Genomic DNA, 21,842 nt, shown 5'->3' with positions numbered 1-21,842 from the left:
GGAGGTTTCAGATCATCTGGAAATATCCAGCTAATTCAAATTAATTTTCAATAACTTTATTCTGTTGAATTGAAAAAAACCAACACATTAACCCAGTTATCAATGAACTTATAATTATCAAACTCCAGGTGCTCACATATCCTGATGATTGAATATAGGCCCCAATAAAAATATAGGTAGGCATAAGGCCAACGTTTCTGATTGTTGTCAATATCCCACTTATACGTCCCCGATGACTACTTGGAGAATTATTAGCTAAATATACACCTTCTTTGGTTAAAAGCAGAACCTCTCCCACAGAAAGGAAGAACCATGCTATAAATTGAATGCTGACTGAGCTATAAAATAATATCAGGCTATATCCTAGTGCAAAAACAAAGCCAGAGATGGAAAGGCTTTTAATATCACATAATTTTTCCGTTAACTTTATTGTTATTGGTGTAATGATAACAATTAATATACTTGAAAATGTCATTAATTGCCCATACAGAATTGGACCTTGCTTTTCAAATAAATGACTTAAGTAGAGCGGGGTAGTGATTACCATCTGATTCAACGAAAACCAAAGAAAGGTACATACAACTCCAAATATGAGTAATCTTGGTCTCTCTTTAAAAACCTGCCATACTGAATCTCCAGTAGCTCTTTCAAGCTCAGGATAATCTTTTTCATTAGTTTTATGGTGATGAGTATTATGACTGACACCAAATAAGACAATGAAAACACCGATTAAACTTGCAATCCCATTTCCCCAAAAAGCCCACGCTGTGAAATTCCAAAAAAGATAGCCAGCTAATACGGGACCAATACCTGAACCTAAACTGTATGCAAGATAGCTTAATGACATTACCGCACTGCGATTATTTATGGATGATATATCCGCAGTAAGTGCATTACTGGCAGGAAGAGCCACTCCGTAAAAAAAGTAACCTAAGAAAAGTAAAGCAGGTAACATTATATGCCAGTCTGTAAAAAAACCACTGAATATCAGAACTAATGAGCCTGCGGCCTCTCCCAGAACCATCACTTTCTTATGCCCGAAAATATCAGATATTTTACCTCCGATAAGGTTACCCACAAGAAAAATCGTGGTGATCCCCATAGCCAGCCCACCAGCCATTGTCGTTGAGTATCCAAGTTTTTGTGTGAGCAAAAGAATCATGAATGGCATGATAAAATTACCTAGACCAAGAATAAATTTTGCCAATGCAATAAAATATATGTCTTTAGGTAATCCTCTGTACATCAATAATGGACTAAGCAGTTTCATGGATATTTATATTTTCCCTGTTGTTTTTCTGAAAAAACACGTCATCAACGATTCCAACAAATGAGTGAAATGGTCATATATACGTCAAATGATTATGCTAAATAATATAGTATTTTTATTATGGAAATCAGACAAAAATATCGACAAGTATAATGAATTTCGTGATATTGATTGAATGGAGTGTTAACATCGAAAGCAGTAACTATACCAATAACATATAATAAAGAAGCTGTATGATTGTGTTTGCCTATTTGTCATGCTTTTATTATTCATGTTGTGAGATAATTTTTACTGTGTCATTTTAGCCTGGGAAATATTTGTTTATTAAAATTTGAAATGAATTATATATTCATTGTTTATATATAATTTTATTCTTTTGATATTGATTAAAGTTTATTTGTTGCTAATTTAAAGTTATTTGCTTTAGGCTAAACAATGTTAGCGCGTAACGGCCTGATTTCGCGAGAATTCGAGGAGTAGAAATAGTACTTGGTGATCTTTCTGTCACCGTGTCTTTGGTTAATTAACGTAAGGAATTAGCAATGAAAAATGATAAGGTGATGACTCTGTCAACCAAATGTGAGCAAGCAAGTTTATCGACATCACAAGAACAAAAAGAGTCATTTCATCATATTAAAGGTCATTCAGAAAATCACCATATATCGGCATCTTATAGATTGGTGGGGAATTTAAATATTGATTTATTTAAGCAAGCCTTAAATGCCCTATCTGTCCGTCATAATATATTATGTTCAACTTGGATTAAAAATAATTTTCCTCCGGTTGTTGATTCTCTGAATGAGGATATTTCATTCTCCCTCGTAATTTCTGATCTCCGTACAGTTGATGAGCAGGAGAAGAGGGGCGCTCAGGTTATTGATGAAATAATTAATACTCCCTTTGATTTTACCCAAGGTTCATTGCTAAAAGCTGCCTTAATATTATTGAATAATGATGAATATATATTTTTATTAAATCAGCATCCTGTTATTTCTGACTATTATTCCGTTAGCGTTCTCATACATGAATTATGTGTTATTTATAATGATCTATTGAACCATCGGGCTATTTCTTTGCCGCCTCCCACTCATCATGCTATTCCGGCAACCTATCCAAGGTTTAACAATTTGTTCCCGAAAGGGGATATCTGTGCATTTACTCTCGATAAAGATTTAACAAGTCAGCTTAAGCAGATTAGCCAGAAACATGGAGTAACCCTGTTAATGACCGTTATGACGGCTTGGGCTATTGTGCTTAATCGACTTTCAGGGCAGGACAGTGTCGTTATTGGCACTCCTTTTGCTAACAAAAATATTACAGAAATAAAAAATATCACAGAGCTTCTTACCAATATCTTGCCAATACGGATTGATATTGATGATGACACCACAATTGAAGAATTGCTTGCGCAGGTCAGCCATACAATGATTAATGCGCAAGATAATCAGGATATGCCTTTTGAACACTTTGTTGAAGCTATAAGTCCTGAAAACAGAGTCGCTTATCCCTCTGTTTTTCAGTCTGTTATAAACTGGCTGAACTATTTTGAAAGCGAATATGAATTTGAAGGGATCAAAACATCGCCGATTGATTATTACTCAAATATAGCAAAAATTGATCTTGAATTGTTTATGTACCACCGAGACGGTGAAATTATCGGGGGAATAAACTATGCGACAGCGCTGTTTGATAAACAAGTCATCGAACGCCAGTTAAATTATTTTGTTATCGCTTTGCGCACCATAGCGAAGAATAGGGTTCAGCGTGTTGAAGACATTGATATTTTGCCAGCGGATGAGCGAGCGCTATTGCTAAATCAATGGAATGACACAGCGGGTGATTATCCGTCAGAACACTGTATCCATGAACTGCTTGAATGGCAGGCGATAAAAACACCGCAAGCCCCTGCATTGGTGTTTAATGATCATATCCTGAGTTATGCGGAATTGAACCAGCAGGCTAACCAATTAGCACACCGATTGATTGCTGAAGGGGTAATTCCGGATAGCCGCGTGGCTATTTGTGTTGATCGAACCCCGCTGATGGTGATTGGCTTGCTGGCAATTTTAAAAGCGGGCGGGGCTTACGTTCCACTTGATCCTAATTATCCAGCGGCACGCCTTCACTATATTCTTGATGATGCTGATCCCGTCCTGCTATTACAGGATGAAATCGGGACAAATAAATTACATGGCATCTCTGTGACAAAAAAACGGCTGGACATAAATGCTGTTCTGGCAGAAAACGTTGAGTTATCAGCAGAGAATCCCTGTGTCATAGGGTTAAGCTCACGTAATTTAGCTTATGTTATCTACACCTCAGGTTCAACCGGCAATCCGAAAGGCGTGCAAAATGAACATCGCAGTGTGATGAATCGCTTGTATTGGATACAACAAACTTATCATCTTACCCCTGATGATGTGGTGTTACAAAAAACCACATTTAGTTTTGATGTTTCTGTTTGGGAACTATTTTGTGGCTTTATCAATGGTGCCAAAATGGTATTGGCCACCACAACCCAACAAAAAAATCTTTCACTGCTGGTTGAGTTAATCAACCAAGAGAAGGTAACCACACTTCATTTTGTGCCTTCAGTGTTGACCACATTCTTAAAAGAATCCGATGTAGCACATTGTGTCACGTTAAAACACCTGTTTTGCAGTGGTGAAGCATTGCATCCGATAACGGTGAAACATTGTCAGGCACTGATGCCTTGGGTCAGGATATATAATTTATATGGCCCGACAGAAGCAGCGATCGATGTGACGTACTGGCACTGTCCCGATAATTTTGATGGTCAGGTGGTGCCGATCGGCAAACCCATTACGAATTCCCGTATTTATTTATTAGATAACCAACAACGGCCCGTCCCTTTAGGCGCTGTCGGCGAACTATACATTGGGGGCGTGGGTGTTGCCCGCGGTTATCTGAATCAACCGGAACTGACAGCAGAACGTTTTCTAGCCGATCCTTTTCATTCAGAACCTGATGCCCGCATGTACCGGTCTGGCGATTTGGCTCGCTATGATCATGACGGCAACATTGAATATATCGGACGTAATGATTATCAGGTCAAAATTCGCGGATTCCGCATCGAATTAGGTGAAATTGAAACCGCCCTTGAAACTCATCCGCAGGTACAGCAAGCGGCGGTTATTGCTTATGAAGGAATCGGAGGAGATAAACGGTTGGTTGCTTATGTGGTCTTGGTTCAGGGCAATGAATCTGATCAGGCCGCAGGGATGCTGCGGCAACATCTGCTGTCGGCTCTACCGGAGTATATGGTGCCAGCAGCTTTTGTCGTAATGGCACATTTCCCACTGACGCCTAATGGCAAACTTGACCGCAAGGCACTGCCGGAGCCGGATAGCACCGCTTATCAACGCCAGTATTATCAGTCACCACAAGGTGAGACAGAAAACCTGTTGGCAGAGATGTGGAGCCAGCTACTGGGTATCAATAACATCAGTCGGTTTGATAACTTCTTTACGCTCGGTGGGCACTCACTATTGATCGTACAGTTGATGGGATTGTTGCGGGAAAAAAACTATACCGTGCAGTCTGGCGCTCTGTTTTCGAAGCCGATATTAGCAGAACAGGCGGCTTTACTGATAAAAATTGATGATACCTTTGTTATTCCCCCCAATCTGATAGGAATGGAATGTGAGCGTATTACCCCTGAACTGTTGCCGTTGATTGATATCGGGCAGGCAGACATTGACAGACTGATCAGCCAGATACCGGATGGTGTCACCAATATTCAGGACATCTACGCATTATCGCCGTTGCAGGACGGCATTTTATTCCATCATTTGTTGGAAGACGAAGGTGACCCGTATTTGTTGACTCGTCAGATAGTCTTTGCTAATCGTTTTTTGCTGGATCGTTATTTGACGGCACTTCAACAAGTGGTTGATCGGCACGATATCCTGCGCACAGTCTTTATCTGGCAGGGGTTATCAGTTCCAGCTCAGGTAGTTTTACGTCAGGTGACGTTGTCGGTGATTGAGTTGACTTTGGATCCGGTTGATGGTCCGGTCCATGACCAGCTAGCTCAACATTTCAATCCGAGTCACTATCGCTTGGATTTGGGGCAGGCACCGTTACTGCACTTGGCGATAGCGCAGGAAACGGATGGTCGCTGGATAGCACTACAATTGCAGCACCACCTGATTGGCGATCATGTAACGATGGAGATGATGAACAGTGAAGTTCGGGCCTATCTCGCTGGACAGGGAGACAAACTGCCTGCTTCAGCACCTTTTCGTAATCTGGTAGCTCAAGCTCGGCTGGGCGCTAGTCAAACGGAGCATACCCATTTCTTTACCGGCATGTTGGCGGAAGTGGTCGAGCCAACACTGTCATTCGGTGTGGCGGAAGTACATCACGATGGCTCGCAGACCACAGAATCGCACCGACGGCTGGCTCCTGAGCTGAATGAACGCCTGCGCTGTCAGGCAAAACGTCTGGGGGTTAGTTTAGCGGCGTTGTGTCATTTAGCTTGGGCGCAAGTAGTATCTCGTACCAGTGGTCAGAGGCAAGTCGTGTTCGGTACCTTGCTGTTTGGGCGTATGCAGGTGGAGGAAGGTTCTGGCAGTGGGATGGGATTATTCATTAATACCTTGCCATTACGGTTAGATGTTGGTGAAACCTCAGTACGTGATAGCGTACAAGAGACGCATAAGCGATTAGCGGAATTGTTAGCGCATGAGCACGCGTCACTGGCGTTAGCTCAGCGTTGCAGTGGGGTTGCCAGTGGTACGCCACTGTTCAATACACTGTTGAACTATCGGTATAGCTTACTACCGGAGATTGCAGGTGACGTATTAAATGGCATCGAATTTTTTGATGAACAGGAGCGCACTAATTATCCATTCGCACTGTCGGTGGATGATTTTGGCAACGCATTAGGTCTGACGGCGCAGGTAGTACATCCATTTGACCCGGTACGGATATGCGGTTATATGCAGCAGGCTCTGGAAAGTCTGGTGGAAGCACTTGAACAGTCTCCGGAGACACCGATACAGGCATTGGAAATTTTACCGGAAACAGAACGCACTCTGTTGTTAACAACATGGAACGTGACGGAAACCGCCTATTATGAACAGTTATGCGTTCATCAGTTATTTGAACAACAAGTGGAGAAAACCCCAGATGCAACCGCATTAGTGTATGAAGCGCAGACCTTAAGCTATGCCGAATTAAATGCCCGTGCTAATCGGCTGGCGCATCAACTGATTGTGCTGGGTGTAGAACCGGATCAACGGGTGGCAATTTGTGTCACCCGTTCACTGGCGATGGTAGTAGGGTTATTGGCGGTGCTGAAAGCAGGGGGAGCTTATGTGCCGCTGGACCCAACTTATCCGGGAGAACGCCTGACACATATTTTGGCAGATGCCGCACCGGCTATTTTGTTGGCAGATAATGCCGGATGTATCGCATTGGGGGATGAAGCCCTTGCTGACCTGATTGTGCTTGACCCGAATTCACTACCGGTCCTGCCAGACAGTAATCCACAAATACCTGCACTGACTTCCCGGCATCTGGCGTATGTGATTTACACCTCCGGTTCGACTGGCAGGCCGAAAGGGGTGATGGTTGAGCATAGCTCTTTATTAAATTTGCATGGAACTTTGACACAGCGTGTTTTTGCAAATTCACCTGTGCCTTACCGGGTTAGCCTGAATGCCAGTATTTCATTTGATGCGGCATTGCAAAATTTACTTGGCCTCTTGAATGGCTATACGCTGGTCATTGTTCCACAAGCAGTGCGAGCCGACAGTGTGGCCTTCTTGCAATTTTTAACCACCGCTGATCTTGACGTGTTGGATTGTACGCCAATGCAATTGGAGATGTTGCTAACGGCAGGGTTGTATCAGCATAAAAAGGCTTTAATACTGCTGGTTGGAGGTGAAGCAATATCTCCCCAAACATGGCAGGCTGTAGCCAGTATACCGCAACTGACGGCCTATAATGTTTACGGCCCAACCGAATGTACTGTTGATGCAACACTGGCACGTATAGAGCCGGATCAGCTTTATCCGACAATGGGCCGCCCGCTGGACAATACACGCCTTTACTTACTGGATAATGCCGGTTATCCGGTACCGTTGGGGGCAGTGGGAGAGTTATATATTAGTGGTGCGGGTGTAGCACGGGGTTATCTAAACCAGCCAGAATTAACGGCTGAACGTTTTCTCTCTGATCCATTTAGCGATAAACCGGATGCACGCATGTACCGAACCGGGGATTTGGCCCGTTACCTGCCGGATGGCAACCTGGAATTCTTGGGACGTAACGACCAGCAGGTGAAAATCCGCGGTTTCCGGATAGAGCCGGGAGAAATTGAGGCCCGGCTGACAGAATATCCGACGGTAAGTGAGGCCGTTGTCATGACACAGGGGGAAGGGCAAGGCAGACGGCTGGTTGCCTATGTGGTGGCCCCTGTAGATGACAGACTGATTAATCATCTGCGTGTTCACCTAAGTAAGATGTTACCGGACTATATGGTGCCGGCAGCATTTGTCCGCTTGGATGCCCTGCCGTTGACACCGAATGGTAAACTGGATCGTCGGGCATTACCGGCTCCGGACGAAAAAGCGTTTGCCCGTCAGACATATGAAGCACCGCAAGGCGAGATGGAAATAACGCTGGCAGTAATCTGGCGGGAATTGTTGGGAATAGAACAGATAGGTCGGTATGACAACTTCTTTGCCTTGGGCGGTCATTCTCTGTTGGCAGTAAGGATGATGAACCGTATTGCAGCCTTAGATATTGAACTGCCGTTGTCTACATTATTTAAATCCCCGACTTTGGCAGGTTTTGCTGAGGTCATCGAAACCCGATTTGGTGAACAGGACAATAGGCGTCCTGCCATCCTGCCGATACCCCGTAATGGTCAGTTACCGTTGTCATTTTCGCAACAGCGTCTGTGGTTTCTGGCACAGTTTGAAGGGATCAGTCAGACTTACCATATTCCGATGGCCCTGCGTTTGCGAGGTCAGCTTAATATTGATATCTGGCAGCAAGCGCTTGATGCGCTATTTACCCGCCATGAAGCGCTGCGTTCTGTTTTCGTTTCCATTGACGGTCAGCCTCAGGTTGAACTGTTATCGACTGACTTGGGCCTGCCGATAAGAAAATACGATTTACGGAAAGCGCCTGATGTGGATGAACAGCTTGAGCGTTTATGTGCGCAGGAAACGGAAGCGCCGTTTAATCTCGTTTGTGGTCCATTAATCCGGGCCAGTCTGATACAACTGGCTGACGATGATTACATCTTTTTACTAACCCAGCATCATATTGTGTCAGACGGCTGGTCTGTTGATGTGTTGATGCGGGAGCTAAATACATGCTATGTGGCCTTTCTGGCAGGGCAACCGAACCCATTGCCGCCGCTGACAGTGCAATACCCCGATTATGCTGCCTGGCAACGCCAGTGGTTTTCAGTTGAACGCTTACAATCCCAGTCTGACTATTGGCGTACAGCGTTAGCCGGTGTGCCGGTTTTATTGGATTTGCCCACTGACCGGCCACGGCCGCCTGAACAGTCCTTTGCCGGGGATCTTGTGCCTGTCGTGCTGGAACCGGCATTAACCGCCTCTCTCAAGCGACTGAGCGAACAACAGGGAACCACCCTGTTTATGACGCTGTTGTCTGCCTGGGCCATCGTCCTGGCGCGTTTGTCCGGCCAAGCGGAGGTGGTGATTGGCACCCCGAGTGCAGGCCGGAATCATCAGACGGTGGAGTCTTTGATTGGCTTTTTTGTCAACACACTGGCGTTACGTGTCGATTTATCCGGCGAACCCAATACGGCTGAGCTGCTCGCCCGGGTGAAACAAACCGCGCTGGCGGCACAGGAGCATCAGGACCTGCCATTTGAACAGGTAGTAGAAATCGTACAGCCATCACGCCAATTGGCCCATACCCCGCTGTTTCAGGTGATGTTTGCCTGGCAGAACAATGGGCACACCGGGTGGGAATTGCCGGGGCTGGCGGTTTCACCGGCGGATGTCCTGTTGAACACCGTCAAATTTGATCTCGAACTGAACTTGTTTGAGGAAGAGGGCCGAATTGTGGGGGCGCTGCATTATGCCACGGCGCTGTTTGATAAACCGACCCTCGAACGGCATGTGGGGTATTTGCACGCAGTCTTGCAGGCGATGGTCGCTGACCTGCAACAGCCGGTGGGGAAAATAGCTATTCTGGCCCCGGCAGAGCGCAGATTATTGCTGGAAAAATGGAACTCGACTGAAATCCCGTATCTTGACTTGTGTATTCATCAGATGTTTGAACAACAGGCAGGGAAAACGCCGGAGGCAACCGCCCTGGTGTATGAAGAACAGACTTTCAGCTACGCAGCGTTGAATGCCCGTGCCAATCGGTTGGCCCATCAGTTGATTGCGGCAGGCGTCACGCCGGATCAGCGGGTAGCCATTTGTGTGACGCGCTCCCCGGCCATGATCATCGGGATGCTGGCGGTACTGAAAGCCGGCGGGGCCTATGTGCCGCTGGATCCGGATTACCCGGAGGAGCGTCTGGCGCATATTCTGGCCGATGCCGCCCCGGTTATCTTGCTGGCGGACCCGGTTGGGCGTGCCGCATTGGGAGCAAATGCCATTGCAGCCAGGATGGTACTCGACCCCAATATATTGCCAGACCAGCCGGATACCAACCCACAGGTACCGGCGTTGACTTCCTGGCATCTGGCGTATGTGATTTACACCTCCGGCTCGACCGGCACACCGAAAGGGGTAATGGTTGAGCACAGACAACTGGTGCACCAAATCACTGCACTGAGTGAAAAATGGACATTTACCACTTCGGACCGGGTATTACAGTTCTGCAACCCCTGTTTTGATGTCAGTGTATCAGAAATATTCAGCGCCCTCGCCAATGGTTCAGCCCTGGTCCTGCGGACAGATCAATGGACAAGCAGTGCGCAGGAGTTCTGGCGTCTGAGTGAGTCTTATAAAATTACCTATATGACCACGCCGGTTCAATTCTGGCGGGTTATTGCAGATATCGGTGAAAGCAGCGTTTATAAGGAGTTAAAGGTTATTTGTATCGGTGGGGAAACGATACCTCATCATGAACTGGAACGCTGGTTATCTGTCCGCCGTCAGCATCCCGTACTGGCAAACTGCTATGGACCCACTGAAACCACCATTATTACGACGATATTTTGTATAAATGATACGGGCGGACAGGGCAATACCATTGGCCGCCCGCTGCCGAATATGCGTGCTTACCTGCTGGATGCTTATGGTCAGCCTGTGCCGTTGGGCGCTGTAGGTGAGCTATACATTGGCGGTGCAGGCGTGGCACGGGGTTACCTGAACCGCCCTGAATTGACGGCTGCACGTTTCCTGACGGATCCGTTCAGCGATGATCCGGATGCACGGATGTACCGGTCTGGGGATTTGGCCCGTTACCTGCCGGACGGTAATCTGGTGTTTGTCGGCCGTAATGACCAGCAGGTGAAAATCCGCGGGTTCCGGGTTGAACCGGGGGAAATTGAAGCCCGGTTAGAAGAGCACCCTCTTGTAAGCGAAGCGCTGGTCGTGGCTTTCGATGATGGTCAGGACAAACGTCTGGTGTCTTATGTCGTGGCGCAGGCGGATGAAGAATTATCTTATCGCCTGTATACCTACTTAAGTGCCATTTTGCCGGATTATATGGTGCCGACTGCGTTTGTGTGTCTGCCCGCATTTCCTCTGACACCAAACGGTAAGCTAGATCGTCAGGCATTACCTATGCCCGATGAAAAGGCGTTCGTCCGTCAGATTTATGAAGCACCACAAGGGGAAATGGAAATAGCACTGGCCTCTATCTGGCGTAATTTGTTGGGAATTGAACAGGTAAGTCGGCACGATAATTTCTTTGCCCTGGGGGGACATTCGTTACTGGCCATCCGAATGATTGAACGGCTGCATAACCTTGGCCTCACGTTGGCCGTGCGCGATCTGTTCCAGTCGCCGGTATTGTCCGGGCTGGCACAAACTCTGAAACCGCATCAAACCGTGGAAGTTCCCCCCAATGTCATAACAGCAGCCACTACGGCGCTGACCCCCGCAATGTTGCCCTTAATTGACCTCACCCAGACAGAGATTGACCATATCATCCGGCAAGTACCGGGCGGGCTTGCCAATATTCAGGATATTTATGCACTATCGCCGTTGCAGGACGGGATTTTATTCCATCATTTGTTGGAAGACGAAGGTGATCCCTACTTGTTGGTCAATCAGATGATCTTTTCTGACCGAATCTTGTTGAACCGTTATCTGGAGGCTGTTCAATGGGTAGTTAACCGGCATGATATCCTGCGCACCGCTTTTCTCTGGCAAGGTTTATCCGTACCGGTTCAGGTGGTTTGGCGTCAGGCTTCTTTGTCTGTCACAGAACTGACTCTGGATCCGGCCGATGGCCCGGTCAGTGAGCAACTGGCTCAACGTTTTGATTCATATCATTACCGTCTTGATCTGAATCAAGCACCATTATTGCGTTTTGTGGTGACCCAAGAAACGGACGGTCGCTGGCGTGTATTAGAATTATTACATCACCTGATTGGCGACCATACGACACTGGAGGTAATGAACCGGGAAGTTCAGGACTATCTGGCCGGACAAGGGGACAGTCTGCCTGCCCCGGCACCTTTCCGTAATCTGGTAGCACAAGCCCGGTTGGGTATCAGCCAGATGGAACATACTCGCTTTTTTACCGATATGTTGGTTGGGGTGAGTGAACCCACGCTTTTGTTTGGGATAAAAAAGTTTGGGGTAAAACATCAGGATGCTTCTCAGATAACACAATCACACCGGATGTTGCCTTCCACGCTGAATGATCGCCTGCGCAATCAGGCCAGACTCTTGGGAGGCAGCCTGGCGACGCTATGTCATGTCGCTTTGGGGCAAATATTGTCTCGTATCAGTGGTCAGTCGAAAGTGGTATTCGGTACGGTGCTGTTTGGGCGTATGCAGGCAGGGGAAGGTGTTGATAGTGGAATGGGATTATTTATCAATACATTACCGCTGAAATTGGATATAGACGAAACCTCAGTACGTAGCAGTGTACAGGCAGCGCATAGCCGGTTGGCCGAATTGTTGGAGCATGAACATGCTTCACTGGCACTGGCTCAACGTTGCAGTGAAGTTGCCAGTGGTACACCGTTGTTCAATATGCTGCTGAACTACCGACATAATACGCCGGTAGCGTCTACCGATAACATAATGAAAGGTGTTGAATTCCTTGATGGACAGGAGCGCACTAATTATCCGTTTGTCCTGTCGATAGAAGATTTTGGGGATGCTCTGGGGCTGACGGCGCAGGCAATACAACCGTTTAATCCCGGATGGATATGCGGTTATATGCAGCAGGCTCTGGAAAGTCTGGTGGAGGCGCTGGAACAGGCACCGGACAGGCCAATAAGGGCATTGGAAATTCTGCCGGAAACTGAGCGGACACTGCTGTTAAAAACGTGGAATGCGACAGAAATCGCCTATTCTGAGCAGTTATGTATCCATCAGTTGTTTGAACAACAAGTAGAGAAAACCCCGGATGCTCCGGCTTTAATATACGAAGAGCAAACTTTCAGCTATGCGGAATTGAATGCGAATGCTAATCGACTGGCTCATGAACTCATTGCATTGGGTGTCGGGCCAGACCAACAGGTAGTAATTTGTATGACCCGCTCTCCGGCAATGATAATGAGTGTATTGGCCGTATTGAAAGCTGGTGGGGCTTACGTACCACTGGATCTGGCCTATCCCGGAGCACGATTGAGGCATATTCTGCATGAGGTGGCACCATCAGTAGTTCTGGCTGATAAGGCCGGGCATACCGCTTTGGGTGAAACCGCATTAGGCGGAATGGTTGTCCTCGATCCAAATACGTTAGTGGATCGGCCGGACAACAACCCAACAGTGCCAACATTAACATCCCGACATCTGGCATATGTGATTTACACCTCCGGTTCGACGGGGATGCCGAAGGGTGTGATGGTAGAACACCGCGGGCTGGTTAACCTGATTCAGGAGAAGATCATCCAGTTCGGTATCAGCATTGAAAGTCGGGTATTACAGTTTGCCGCCTTGGGTTTTGATGCAAGTATCTGGGAAATGATGATGGCATTGGGAAGTGGAGCCAGTCTGGTTATCGCGACTGATACCATCCGTCAAGATCCGCGTCGTCTCTGGCATTATCTAGAGCAACAGGCAATAACACATACCTATCTGCCGCCGGCATTACTTCAGGATGGGGCCGATTTACCGGAATTAACGATAAAACCGACAGTGATACTGGGCGGTGAAGCACCGAGTGCGTTATTGCTTCAGGCTCTGTGTGATCGGGTAACGCTATTTAATGTTTATGGCCCGACAGAAATCACGGTGTGTGCCACAACTTGGCATTGTCCGTCAGATTATACGGGAACAGAAGTGCCTATCGGGCGCCCGATAGCCAACACTCAGATTTATTTATTGGATGTTCACGGTCAGCCCGTACCGTTGGGAGCCGTGGGAGAGTTATACATTGGTGGAGCGGGTGTGGCACGGGGTTACCTGAATCGCCCTGAATTGACGGCTGAACGTTTCCTCTCTGACCCATTTAGCGATAAACCGGATGCGCGCATGTACCGGACTGGGGATTTGGCCCGTTACCTGCCGGACGGTAATCTGGTGTTTGTTGGTCGTAATGACCAGCAGGTAAAAATTCGCAGTTTCCGGATTGAACCGGGAGAAATTGCAGCCCGGTTGCTTGAGTACCCGGCGGTACGTGACGCCGTGGTATTGGCGCAGGGAGACGGGTATGACAAGCGGCTGGTTGCCTATGTGGTGGCGGAGCCGGATGATGGATTAGTGAATAACCTGCGAGCTCATCTGAGTGCCATTTTGCCGGATTACATGGTGCCGGCGGCGTTTGTCCGTTTAGATGCCTTTCCGTTAACACCGAACGGTAAACTGGATCGTCAGGCACTGTCGGTTCCGGACGAAAAAGCGTTTGCCCGTCAGGTGTATGAAGCACCGCAGGGAGAGATGGAAATTGCTCTGGCGGCTGTCTGGCGCGAGTTATTGGGAATTGAACAGGTTAGCCGACATGACAATTTCTTTGCACTCGGTGGTCATTCGTTGTTAGCGGTGCGGATGATGAATCGTATAACAGCTTTAAGTGTTGAATTGCCGCTGAGTATGTTATTTGAATCACCTTCCTTGATTGCTTTTGCTGAAGCGATAAATACCCGGCTTGATAAAAAAGAAAGTATACAACCTGTTATCGTGCCGATATCCCGTGAGAATGAGTTGCCACTGTCATTTGCTCAACAACGTTTATGGTTTCTGGCTCAGATTGAGAATATCGGTGATACCTATCATATTCCGATGGCTCTGCGTTTGCGGGGGCAGATTAATATCGCAGCCTGGCAACAAGCACTTAATAGCCTGTTTGCCCGCCATGAAGCGTTACGTTCTATATTCGTCTCTGTTAAGGGCCAACCACAGGTGAAACTATTGGCATCTGATAGTGGAATGCCTTTGGTTCAACATGATCTGCGAGCGATACCTGATGTTGGTACGATACTTGAACGTTTGAGTACAGAGGAGATCTACACACCATTTGATCTTAGCAGAGGGCCACTTATCCGCGCTTGCCTTATCCGGCTTGCAGATAATGAATATCAGTTTCTGCTTACTCAACATCATATTGTTTCAGATGGCTGGTCCGTCAGTGTGTTAATGCGCGAACTGAGTACTCTGTATGCTGCTTTTCTGGCAGGGCAACCGAACCCATTGCCGCCGCTGACAGTGCAATACCCCGATTACGCTGCCTGGCAACGCCGGTGGTTTTCGGTTGAACGTTTACAATCCCAATCTGACTATTGGCGTACAGCGTTGGCTGGCGTACCGGTTTTATTGAATTTGCCCACTGACCGGCCACGGCCGCCTGAACAGTCCTTTGCCGGGGATCTTGTGCCTGTCGTGCTGGAACCGGCACTAACCACCGCCCTCAAACAACTGAGCGAACAACAGGGAACCACCCTGTTTATGACGCTGTTGTCTGCCTGGGCCATCGTCCTGGCGCGTTTGTCCGGCCAAGCGGAGGTGGTGATTGGCACCCCGAGTGCAGGCCGGAATCATCAGGCGGTGGAGTCTTTGATTGGCTTTTTTGTCAACACACTGGCGTTACGTGTCGATTTATCCGGCGAACCCAATACGGCTGAGCTGCTCGCCCGGGTGAAGCAAACCGCACTGGCAGCACAGGAGCATCAGGACTTGCCGTTTGAACAGGTGGTAGAAATCGTACAGCCATCACGCCAATTGGCCCATACCCCGCTGTTTCAGGTGATGTTTGCCTGGCAGAACAATGAGCGCACCGGATGGGAATTACCGGGGCTGGCCGTCTCACCGGCGGATGTCCTGTTAAACACCGCCAAATTTGATCTCGAACTGAACCTGTTTGAGGAAGAGGGCCAAATTGTGGGGGCGCTGCATTATGCCACGGCGCTGTTTGATAAACCGACCCTTGAACGGCATGTGGGGTATCTGCACACAGCCTTGCAGGCGATGGTCGCTGACCTGCAACAGCCGGTGGGGAAAATGGCTATTCTGGCCCCCGCAGAGCGCAGATTATTGCTGGATACGTGGAATGGGACAGAAACATCGTATCCTGACCCACTGTGTATTCATCAGGTGTTTGAACAACAGGCAGGGAAAACGCCGGAGGCAACCGCCCTGGTGTATGAAGAACAGACTTTCAGCTATGCAGTGTTGAATGCCCGTGCCAACCGGTTAGCCCATCAGTTGATTGCGGCAGGCGTCACGCCGGATCAGCGGGTAGCCATTTGTGTGACGCGCTCCCCGGCCATGATCATCGGGCTGCTGGCGGTACTGAAAGCCGGCGGGGCCTATGTGCCGCTGGATCCGGATTACCCGGAGGAGCGTCTGGCGCATATTCTGGCCGATGCCGCCCCGGTTATCTTGCTGGCGGACCAAGCTGGACGTGCCGCATTGGGAGAGAATGCCATTGCAGCCAGGATGGTACTCGACCCCAATATATTGCCAGACCGGCCGGATACCAACCCACAGGTACCGGCGTTGACTTCCCGGCATCTGGCGTATGTGATTTACACCTCCGGTTCGACCGGCACACCGAAAGGGGTGATGGTTGAGCACAGACAACTGGTGCACCAAATTACTGCATTGAATATGAAATGGGTGTTTACTGCTTTGGACCGGGTATTGCAGTTCTGCAACCCTTGTTTTGATGTCAGTGTATCAGAAATATTCAGCGCCCTCGCCAATGGTTCAGCCCTGGTCCTGCGGACAGATCAATGGACATTCAGTGCGCAGGAGTTCTGGCGCCTGTGTGAATCTTATAAAATTACCTATATGGCCATACCGGTTCAATTCTGGCGGGTTATTGCAGATATCGGTGAAAGCCACATCTACCAAGGGCTAAGGGTTATTTGTATCGGTGGGGAAATGATGCCCCATCATGAACTGGAGCGCTGGTTATCTGTCCGCCGTCAGCATCCTGTGCTGGCAAACTGTTATGGACCCACTGAAACCACCATTATTACGACGATATTTTGTATGAATGATATAGGCGGGCAGGCCAATACCATTGGCCGCCCGCTGCCGAATATGCGTGTTTACCTGCTGGATGCTTATGGTCAGCCTGTGCCGTTGGGCGCTGTAGGTGAGCTATACATTGGTGGTACAGGCGTGGCGCGGGGTTACCTGAACCGCCCTGAATTGACGGCTGCACGTTTCCTGACGGATCCATTCAGCGATGAACCGGATGCACGGATGTACCGGTCCGGCGATTTGGCCCGTTACCTGCCGGACGGTAATCTGGTGTTTGTCGGCCGTAATGACCAGCAGGTGAAAATCCGCGGGTTCCGGGTTGAACCGGAAGAGATTGAGGCCCGGTTAGAAGAGCACCCTCTTGTACGTGAAGCGCTGGTCGTGGCTTTCGATAGCGGTCAGGATAAACGTCTGGTGGCTTATGTCGTGGCACCAGCGGATGAAGAATTATCTCATCGTCTGTATACCTACTTAAGTGCCATTTTGCCGGATTATATGGTGCCGACCGCGTTTGTCCGTTTAGATGCCTTTCCGTTAACGCCAAACGGTAAGCGGGATCGCCAGGTATTACCTGTACCGGACAATAAAGCCCTTGTTCATCAGGTTTACGAAGCGCCGAAAGGGGAACGGGAAACAGCTTTAGCCGTGATCTGGAGAGAATTGCTAGGAATTGAACAGATAAGTCGGCACGATAATTTCTTTGCCCTGGGGGGACATTCGTTACTGGCTATCCGAATGATTGAACGGCTGCATAACCTTGGCCTCACGTTAGCCGTGCGCGATCTGTTCCAGTCGCCGGTATTGTCCGGGTTGGCACAAACTCTGAAGCTGTACCAATCCGTGGTGGTTCCTCCCAATGTCATAACAGCAGCCACTACGACGCTGACCCCCGCAATGTTGCCCTTAATTGATCTTACCCAGCCAGAGATTGACCATATCATCCGGCAAGTGCCGGGCGGGCTTGCCAATATTCAGGATATCTATGCGCTATCGCCGTTGCAGGACGGCATTTTATTCCATCATTTGTTGGCAGATGAGGGGGATGCTTATCTTTTGATGACCCAACAGGCTTTTGCTAACCGGACTTTGTTAGACCGCTATCTGGCAGCCGTTCAATGGGTGGTCGATAGGCACGATATCCTGCGCACCGCTTTTCTCTGGCAAGGTTTATCCGTGCCGGTTCAGGTGGTTTGGCGTCAGGCTTCTTTGTCTGTCACAGAATTGACTCTGGATCCGGCCGATGGCCCGGTTAGTGAGCAACTGGCTCAACGTTTTAACCCGCGTCACTATCGCCTTGATTTGAGGCAGGCACCGTTGTTGAGCTTTATAATAGCGCGGGAAAATATAGTAACGCAGGAAGAAACAGATGGTCGTTGGATCTTATTAGGGCTTCAGCACCATCTGATTGGCGACCATACAACACTGGACGTGATGAACCGGGAAGTTCAGGCCTATCTGGCTGGTCAGAAGGATGGCTTACCTGCTCCAGTTCCTTTTCGGCGCTTAATTGCTCAGGCACGGATGGGAGTGAATCAGGAAGAACATACGCGTTTCTTTACCAATATGCTGGCTGAGGTAAAAGAGCCGACATTACCGTTTGGGCTGATGGAAGTCTATCGCAATGATTTTCAGGTTAAAGAATGCCATCAAATGCTGGTATCGACGCTGAATGAACGCCTGCGCAATCAGGCCAAAGATTTGAATGTCAGTTTGGCGGCGTTGTGTCATGTAGCTTGGGCTCAGGTATTATCGCGTACCAGCGGACAGCAGAACGTGGTGTTCGGCACGGTGTTGTTCGGACGTATGGCGGTAGGTGAAGGCACTGACAGTGGTATGGGAATGTTTATCAACACCTTACCATTGCGGTTGGATATGGATGCAACCTCAGTACAGGAAAGTGTACAGGCAGCGCATAGACGACTGGCTGAATTGTTAGAGCATGAACATGCGTCATTGGCATTGGCTCAGCGTTGCAGTGGTGTGCAAGGTGAAACTCCACTCTTTAGTGCATTACTGAACTACCGACATAATGTATTACCAACCATGCCAGATGGTATTGTAAACGATATTGAGTTTCTTGGTGCTCAGGAAAGTACTAACTATCCATTAGTGCTGTCGGTAGAGGATTTTGGTCATGCTTTAGGTTTGACGGTTGAAGTGGTGCAGCCTTATTCGCCAGAACAAATAGGCGATTATATGCAGCAGGCTCTGGAAAGTCTGGTAGAGGCACTTGAGCAGCATCCAGAAACCTCCGTACAAACACTGGAAATCCTGCCGGAAGTAGAGCGAAAACAACTACTGGAAACGTGGAATCCGACAGCAATAGAATATCCGGATGCGTTGTGTATCCATCAGTTATTCGAACAGCAAGTGGAGAAAACTCCGGATGCAACCGCATTAGTGTATGAAGCCCAGGCCCTAAGCTATGCCGAATTAAATGCCCGCGCTAATCGGCTGGCGCATCAACTGATTGCGTTGGGTGTAGAACCGGATCAACGGGTGACAATTTGTGTCACCCGTTCACCGGCGATGGTGATAGGGATATTGGCGGTGCTGAAAGCGGGGGGAGCTTATGTGCCGCTGGACCCAACTTATCCGGGGGAACGTTTGGCTCATATGCTGAAGGATGCCGCTCCATCAGTAGTACTGGTTGATAAGATTGGACGGACCGTGTTGGGTGATAACGCGCTTACGGGGTTAATTACCCTTGACCCGAATGTCTTGCCAGACCAGCCAGACACCAATCCCTTGATTCCGGCATTGACCCCACATCATCTGGCTTATGTGATTTATACTTCGGGTTCTACCGGCATACCGAAAGGAGTGATGGTAGAACATCAAGCTGTATATCAACGCATTCTGGGCTTCAATGAGACTTATGCGGTTACGGCACAAGACCGGGTGCTGCAATTTTCATCATTTGCGTTTGATGCGTCAATCGAAGAGTTTTTCTTGTCATTATGCAATGGCGCAATACTGGTGATGCGTGATGATAGTTGGTTGGCTTCTATTCAGGCGTTTATTTCTCTGGCCCGACAATACCATATTACAGTGATGTCTTTGCCAACCTTGTTTTGGTCTGAACTGGCAACCAGAGACAAGACATTACCGTTGCCGGATTGTCTCAGACTGATCATCATTGGTGGTGAGGCGGTGAAAAAGCGGGCTATTCAGGATTGGTTTGTGCATAAAACGCATCGGCCCCAGTTATTGAACACGTATGGCCCGACTGAAAATACTGTGATTGCAACTTATCACGAAATAATATCCCCTGAGAATGATTGCTTAATTGGCCGACCGATAAGCAATACTTGTATCTATTTGCTGGACAAATTTAGGCAACCCGTGCCATTAGGTTGTACTGGAGAAATTTATATTGGTGGGGTGGGGGTAGCCCGGGGTTATCTGAACCAGCCAGAATTAACGGCTGAACGTTTCTTGTCTGACCCATTTAGCCATAAACCGGATGCACGAATGTACCGCCCCGGGGATTTGGCTCGTTATCTGCCGGATGGCAATCTGGAATTCCTGGGGCGTAATGACCATCAGGTGAAAATCCGGGGCTTCCGGATAGAGCCGGGAGAAATTGAAGCCCGGCTGACAGAGTATCCAGCAGTGAGTGAAGCCGTTGTGTTGGCATTGGGAGAAGGGCAGGAGCAGCGTCTGGTGGCTTATGTGGTGACAGAGCCAGATGATGGATTGATTAATCGTCTGCGTACTCACGTGAGTGCCATCTTGCCGGACTATATGATGCCGGCAGCGTTTGTCCGTTTGGAAGCCCTGCCATTGACGCCGACGGGTAAACTGGATCGTCGGGCATTGCCAGTACCGGGTGAAGAGGCTTTTGTCCGTCAGGTTTATGAAACACCGCAAGGGGAGATAGAAATTGCATTAGCGGCCATCTGGTGTGAATTACTGGGAATTGAGAAAGTGGGACAGCACGACAATTTCTTCGCGTTGGGGGGGCATTCACTACTTGCCATGCGAATGATGAATCTGACAGCAAAACGTGGCTTGTTTTGTACCCTGAATGCGCTGTTCCAATTTCCCGTGCTATCCGAATTGGCGGCAAAAATTATGTCAGATTGGTTATCTCAACCACAACGCAATGCGATTTCTGTGCGATCTGACGGAACGCAGTTGCCTTTGTTCTTTGTTCCCAGTGGGATAGGTGATTATTCCTATGCTTTTGGGTTGGCTGAACTTATGCAGTCAGGTTATCCGATTTATGCGCTGCCCTGGCCATCCGTCAATGAAGGATGGGTATCGACTATGGAAATGCTGGCAACCAGACTCATTGCCTTTATAAAAGCAGTTCAACCAGAAGGCCCATACCGGATATGTGGTTACTCTTCTGGTGGAGTACTGGCCTATGCCATCGCTCAGCAATTGCTGAATAGCGGCGATAAGGTTGATTTCCTTGGGCTGATTGATACATTTTCCCCTCATTGTTTCAGGAAGTTAACGACTCAACTCAAACATGAGTTTCTGACTGAATTAGCAGGGCAATCAGGGAACGAACACTCTACTGCAATTTCAGCATTATATCCGCGAACTGATGAGCTGAATTGGGTGCAATTGATTGAGTTTGCACAGCAATTAGGGTTATATCCCGCAAATCTGTGTTCTGACTTAGTCGCAAGGCATATGGAGCAGAGAGAAAACTATGCGCGAATAGTCAAGGATTATGTGCCGGAAACACTGACGGTCACATTGCATCAATTCTATGCGACAGAACCTTATCCACTTATGCCTATTGTTACCGACTCCGAACAGGAATCTTTAACCATAGACCGTTCATTAGGGTGGAGTGAGGTAATGCCAGCTTCTTTACTGCGGTTGATTGCTGTTCCTGGTGATCATTCCAGTTTGTTTGAAGATAAAGAGAATAGAATTGTTTTAGCTCAAGTGCTCAATATGGCATTAGCAAGCAATGATTACACTTAGTCATTTAGTATGGCAGTGATAATCATCCAGTCCGGCATACATTAATG

The 21,842-nt window shown here is 48.2% G+C and carries 2 protein-coding genes; one reads left to right on the top strand and one right to left on the bottom strand.

Features of this window, described 5'->3' with window-relative positions; translation table 11 throughout:
- Positions 1 to 40 precede the first annotated feature (40 nt).
- Positions 41 to 1,270 (bottom strand): MFS transporter, encoded by a 1,230-nt coding sequence (locus tag Xenpb_RS11775; protein ID WP_222942958.1) that lies wholly within the window; start codon positions 1,268 to 1,270, stop codon positions 41 to 43.
- A gap of 542 nt (positions 1,271 to 1,812) precedes the next feature.
- On the opposite strand from Xenpb_RS11775, the gene Xenpb_RS11770 reads away from it, so the two are divergent.
- Complete coding sequence (locus Xenpb_RS11770) at positions 1,813 to 21,795, top strand: non-ribosomal peptide synthase/polyketide synthase (protein WP_187654494.1); 19,983 nt, start codon at positions 1,813 to 1,815, stop codon at positions 21,793 to 21,795.
- Positions 21,796 to 21,842 lie beyond the last annotated feature (47 nt).

It is taken from the genome of Xenorhabdus sp. PB62.4 (assembly GCF_014467285.1).
Classification (GTDB): domain Bacteria; phylum Pseudomonadota; class Gammaproteobacteria; order Enterobacterales; family Enterobacteriaceae; genus Xenorhabdus.
Note: the sequence above shows the minus strand (reverse complement) of the source record. Positions and strands in the feature narration are given on the sequence as shown.

Excerpts from the sequence above, each read along its gene's own strand:
- Xenpb_RS11775 (WP_222942958.1), bottom strand. The coding sequence starts at position 1,270 with ATGAAACTGCTTAGTCCATTATTGATGTACAGAGGATTACCTAAAGAC.
- Xenpb_RS11770 (WP_187654494.1), top strand. The coding sequence starts at position 1,813 with ATGAAAAATGATAAGGTGATGACTCTGTCAACCAAATGTGAGCAAGCA.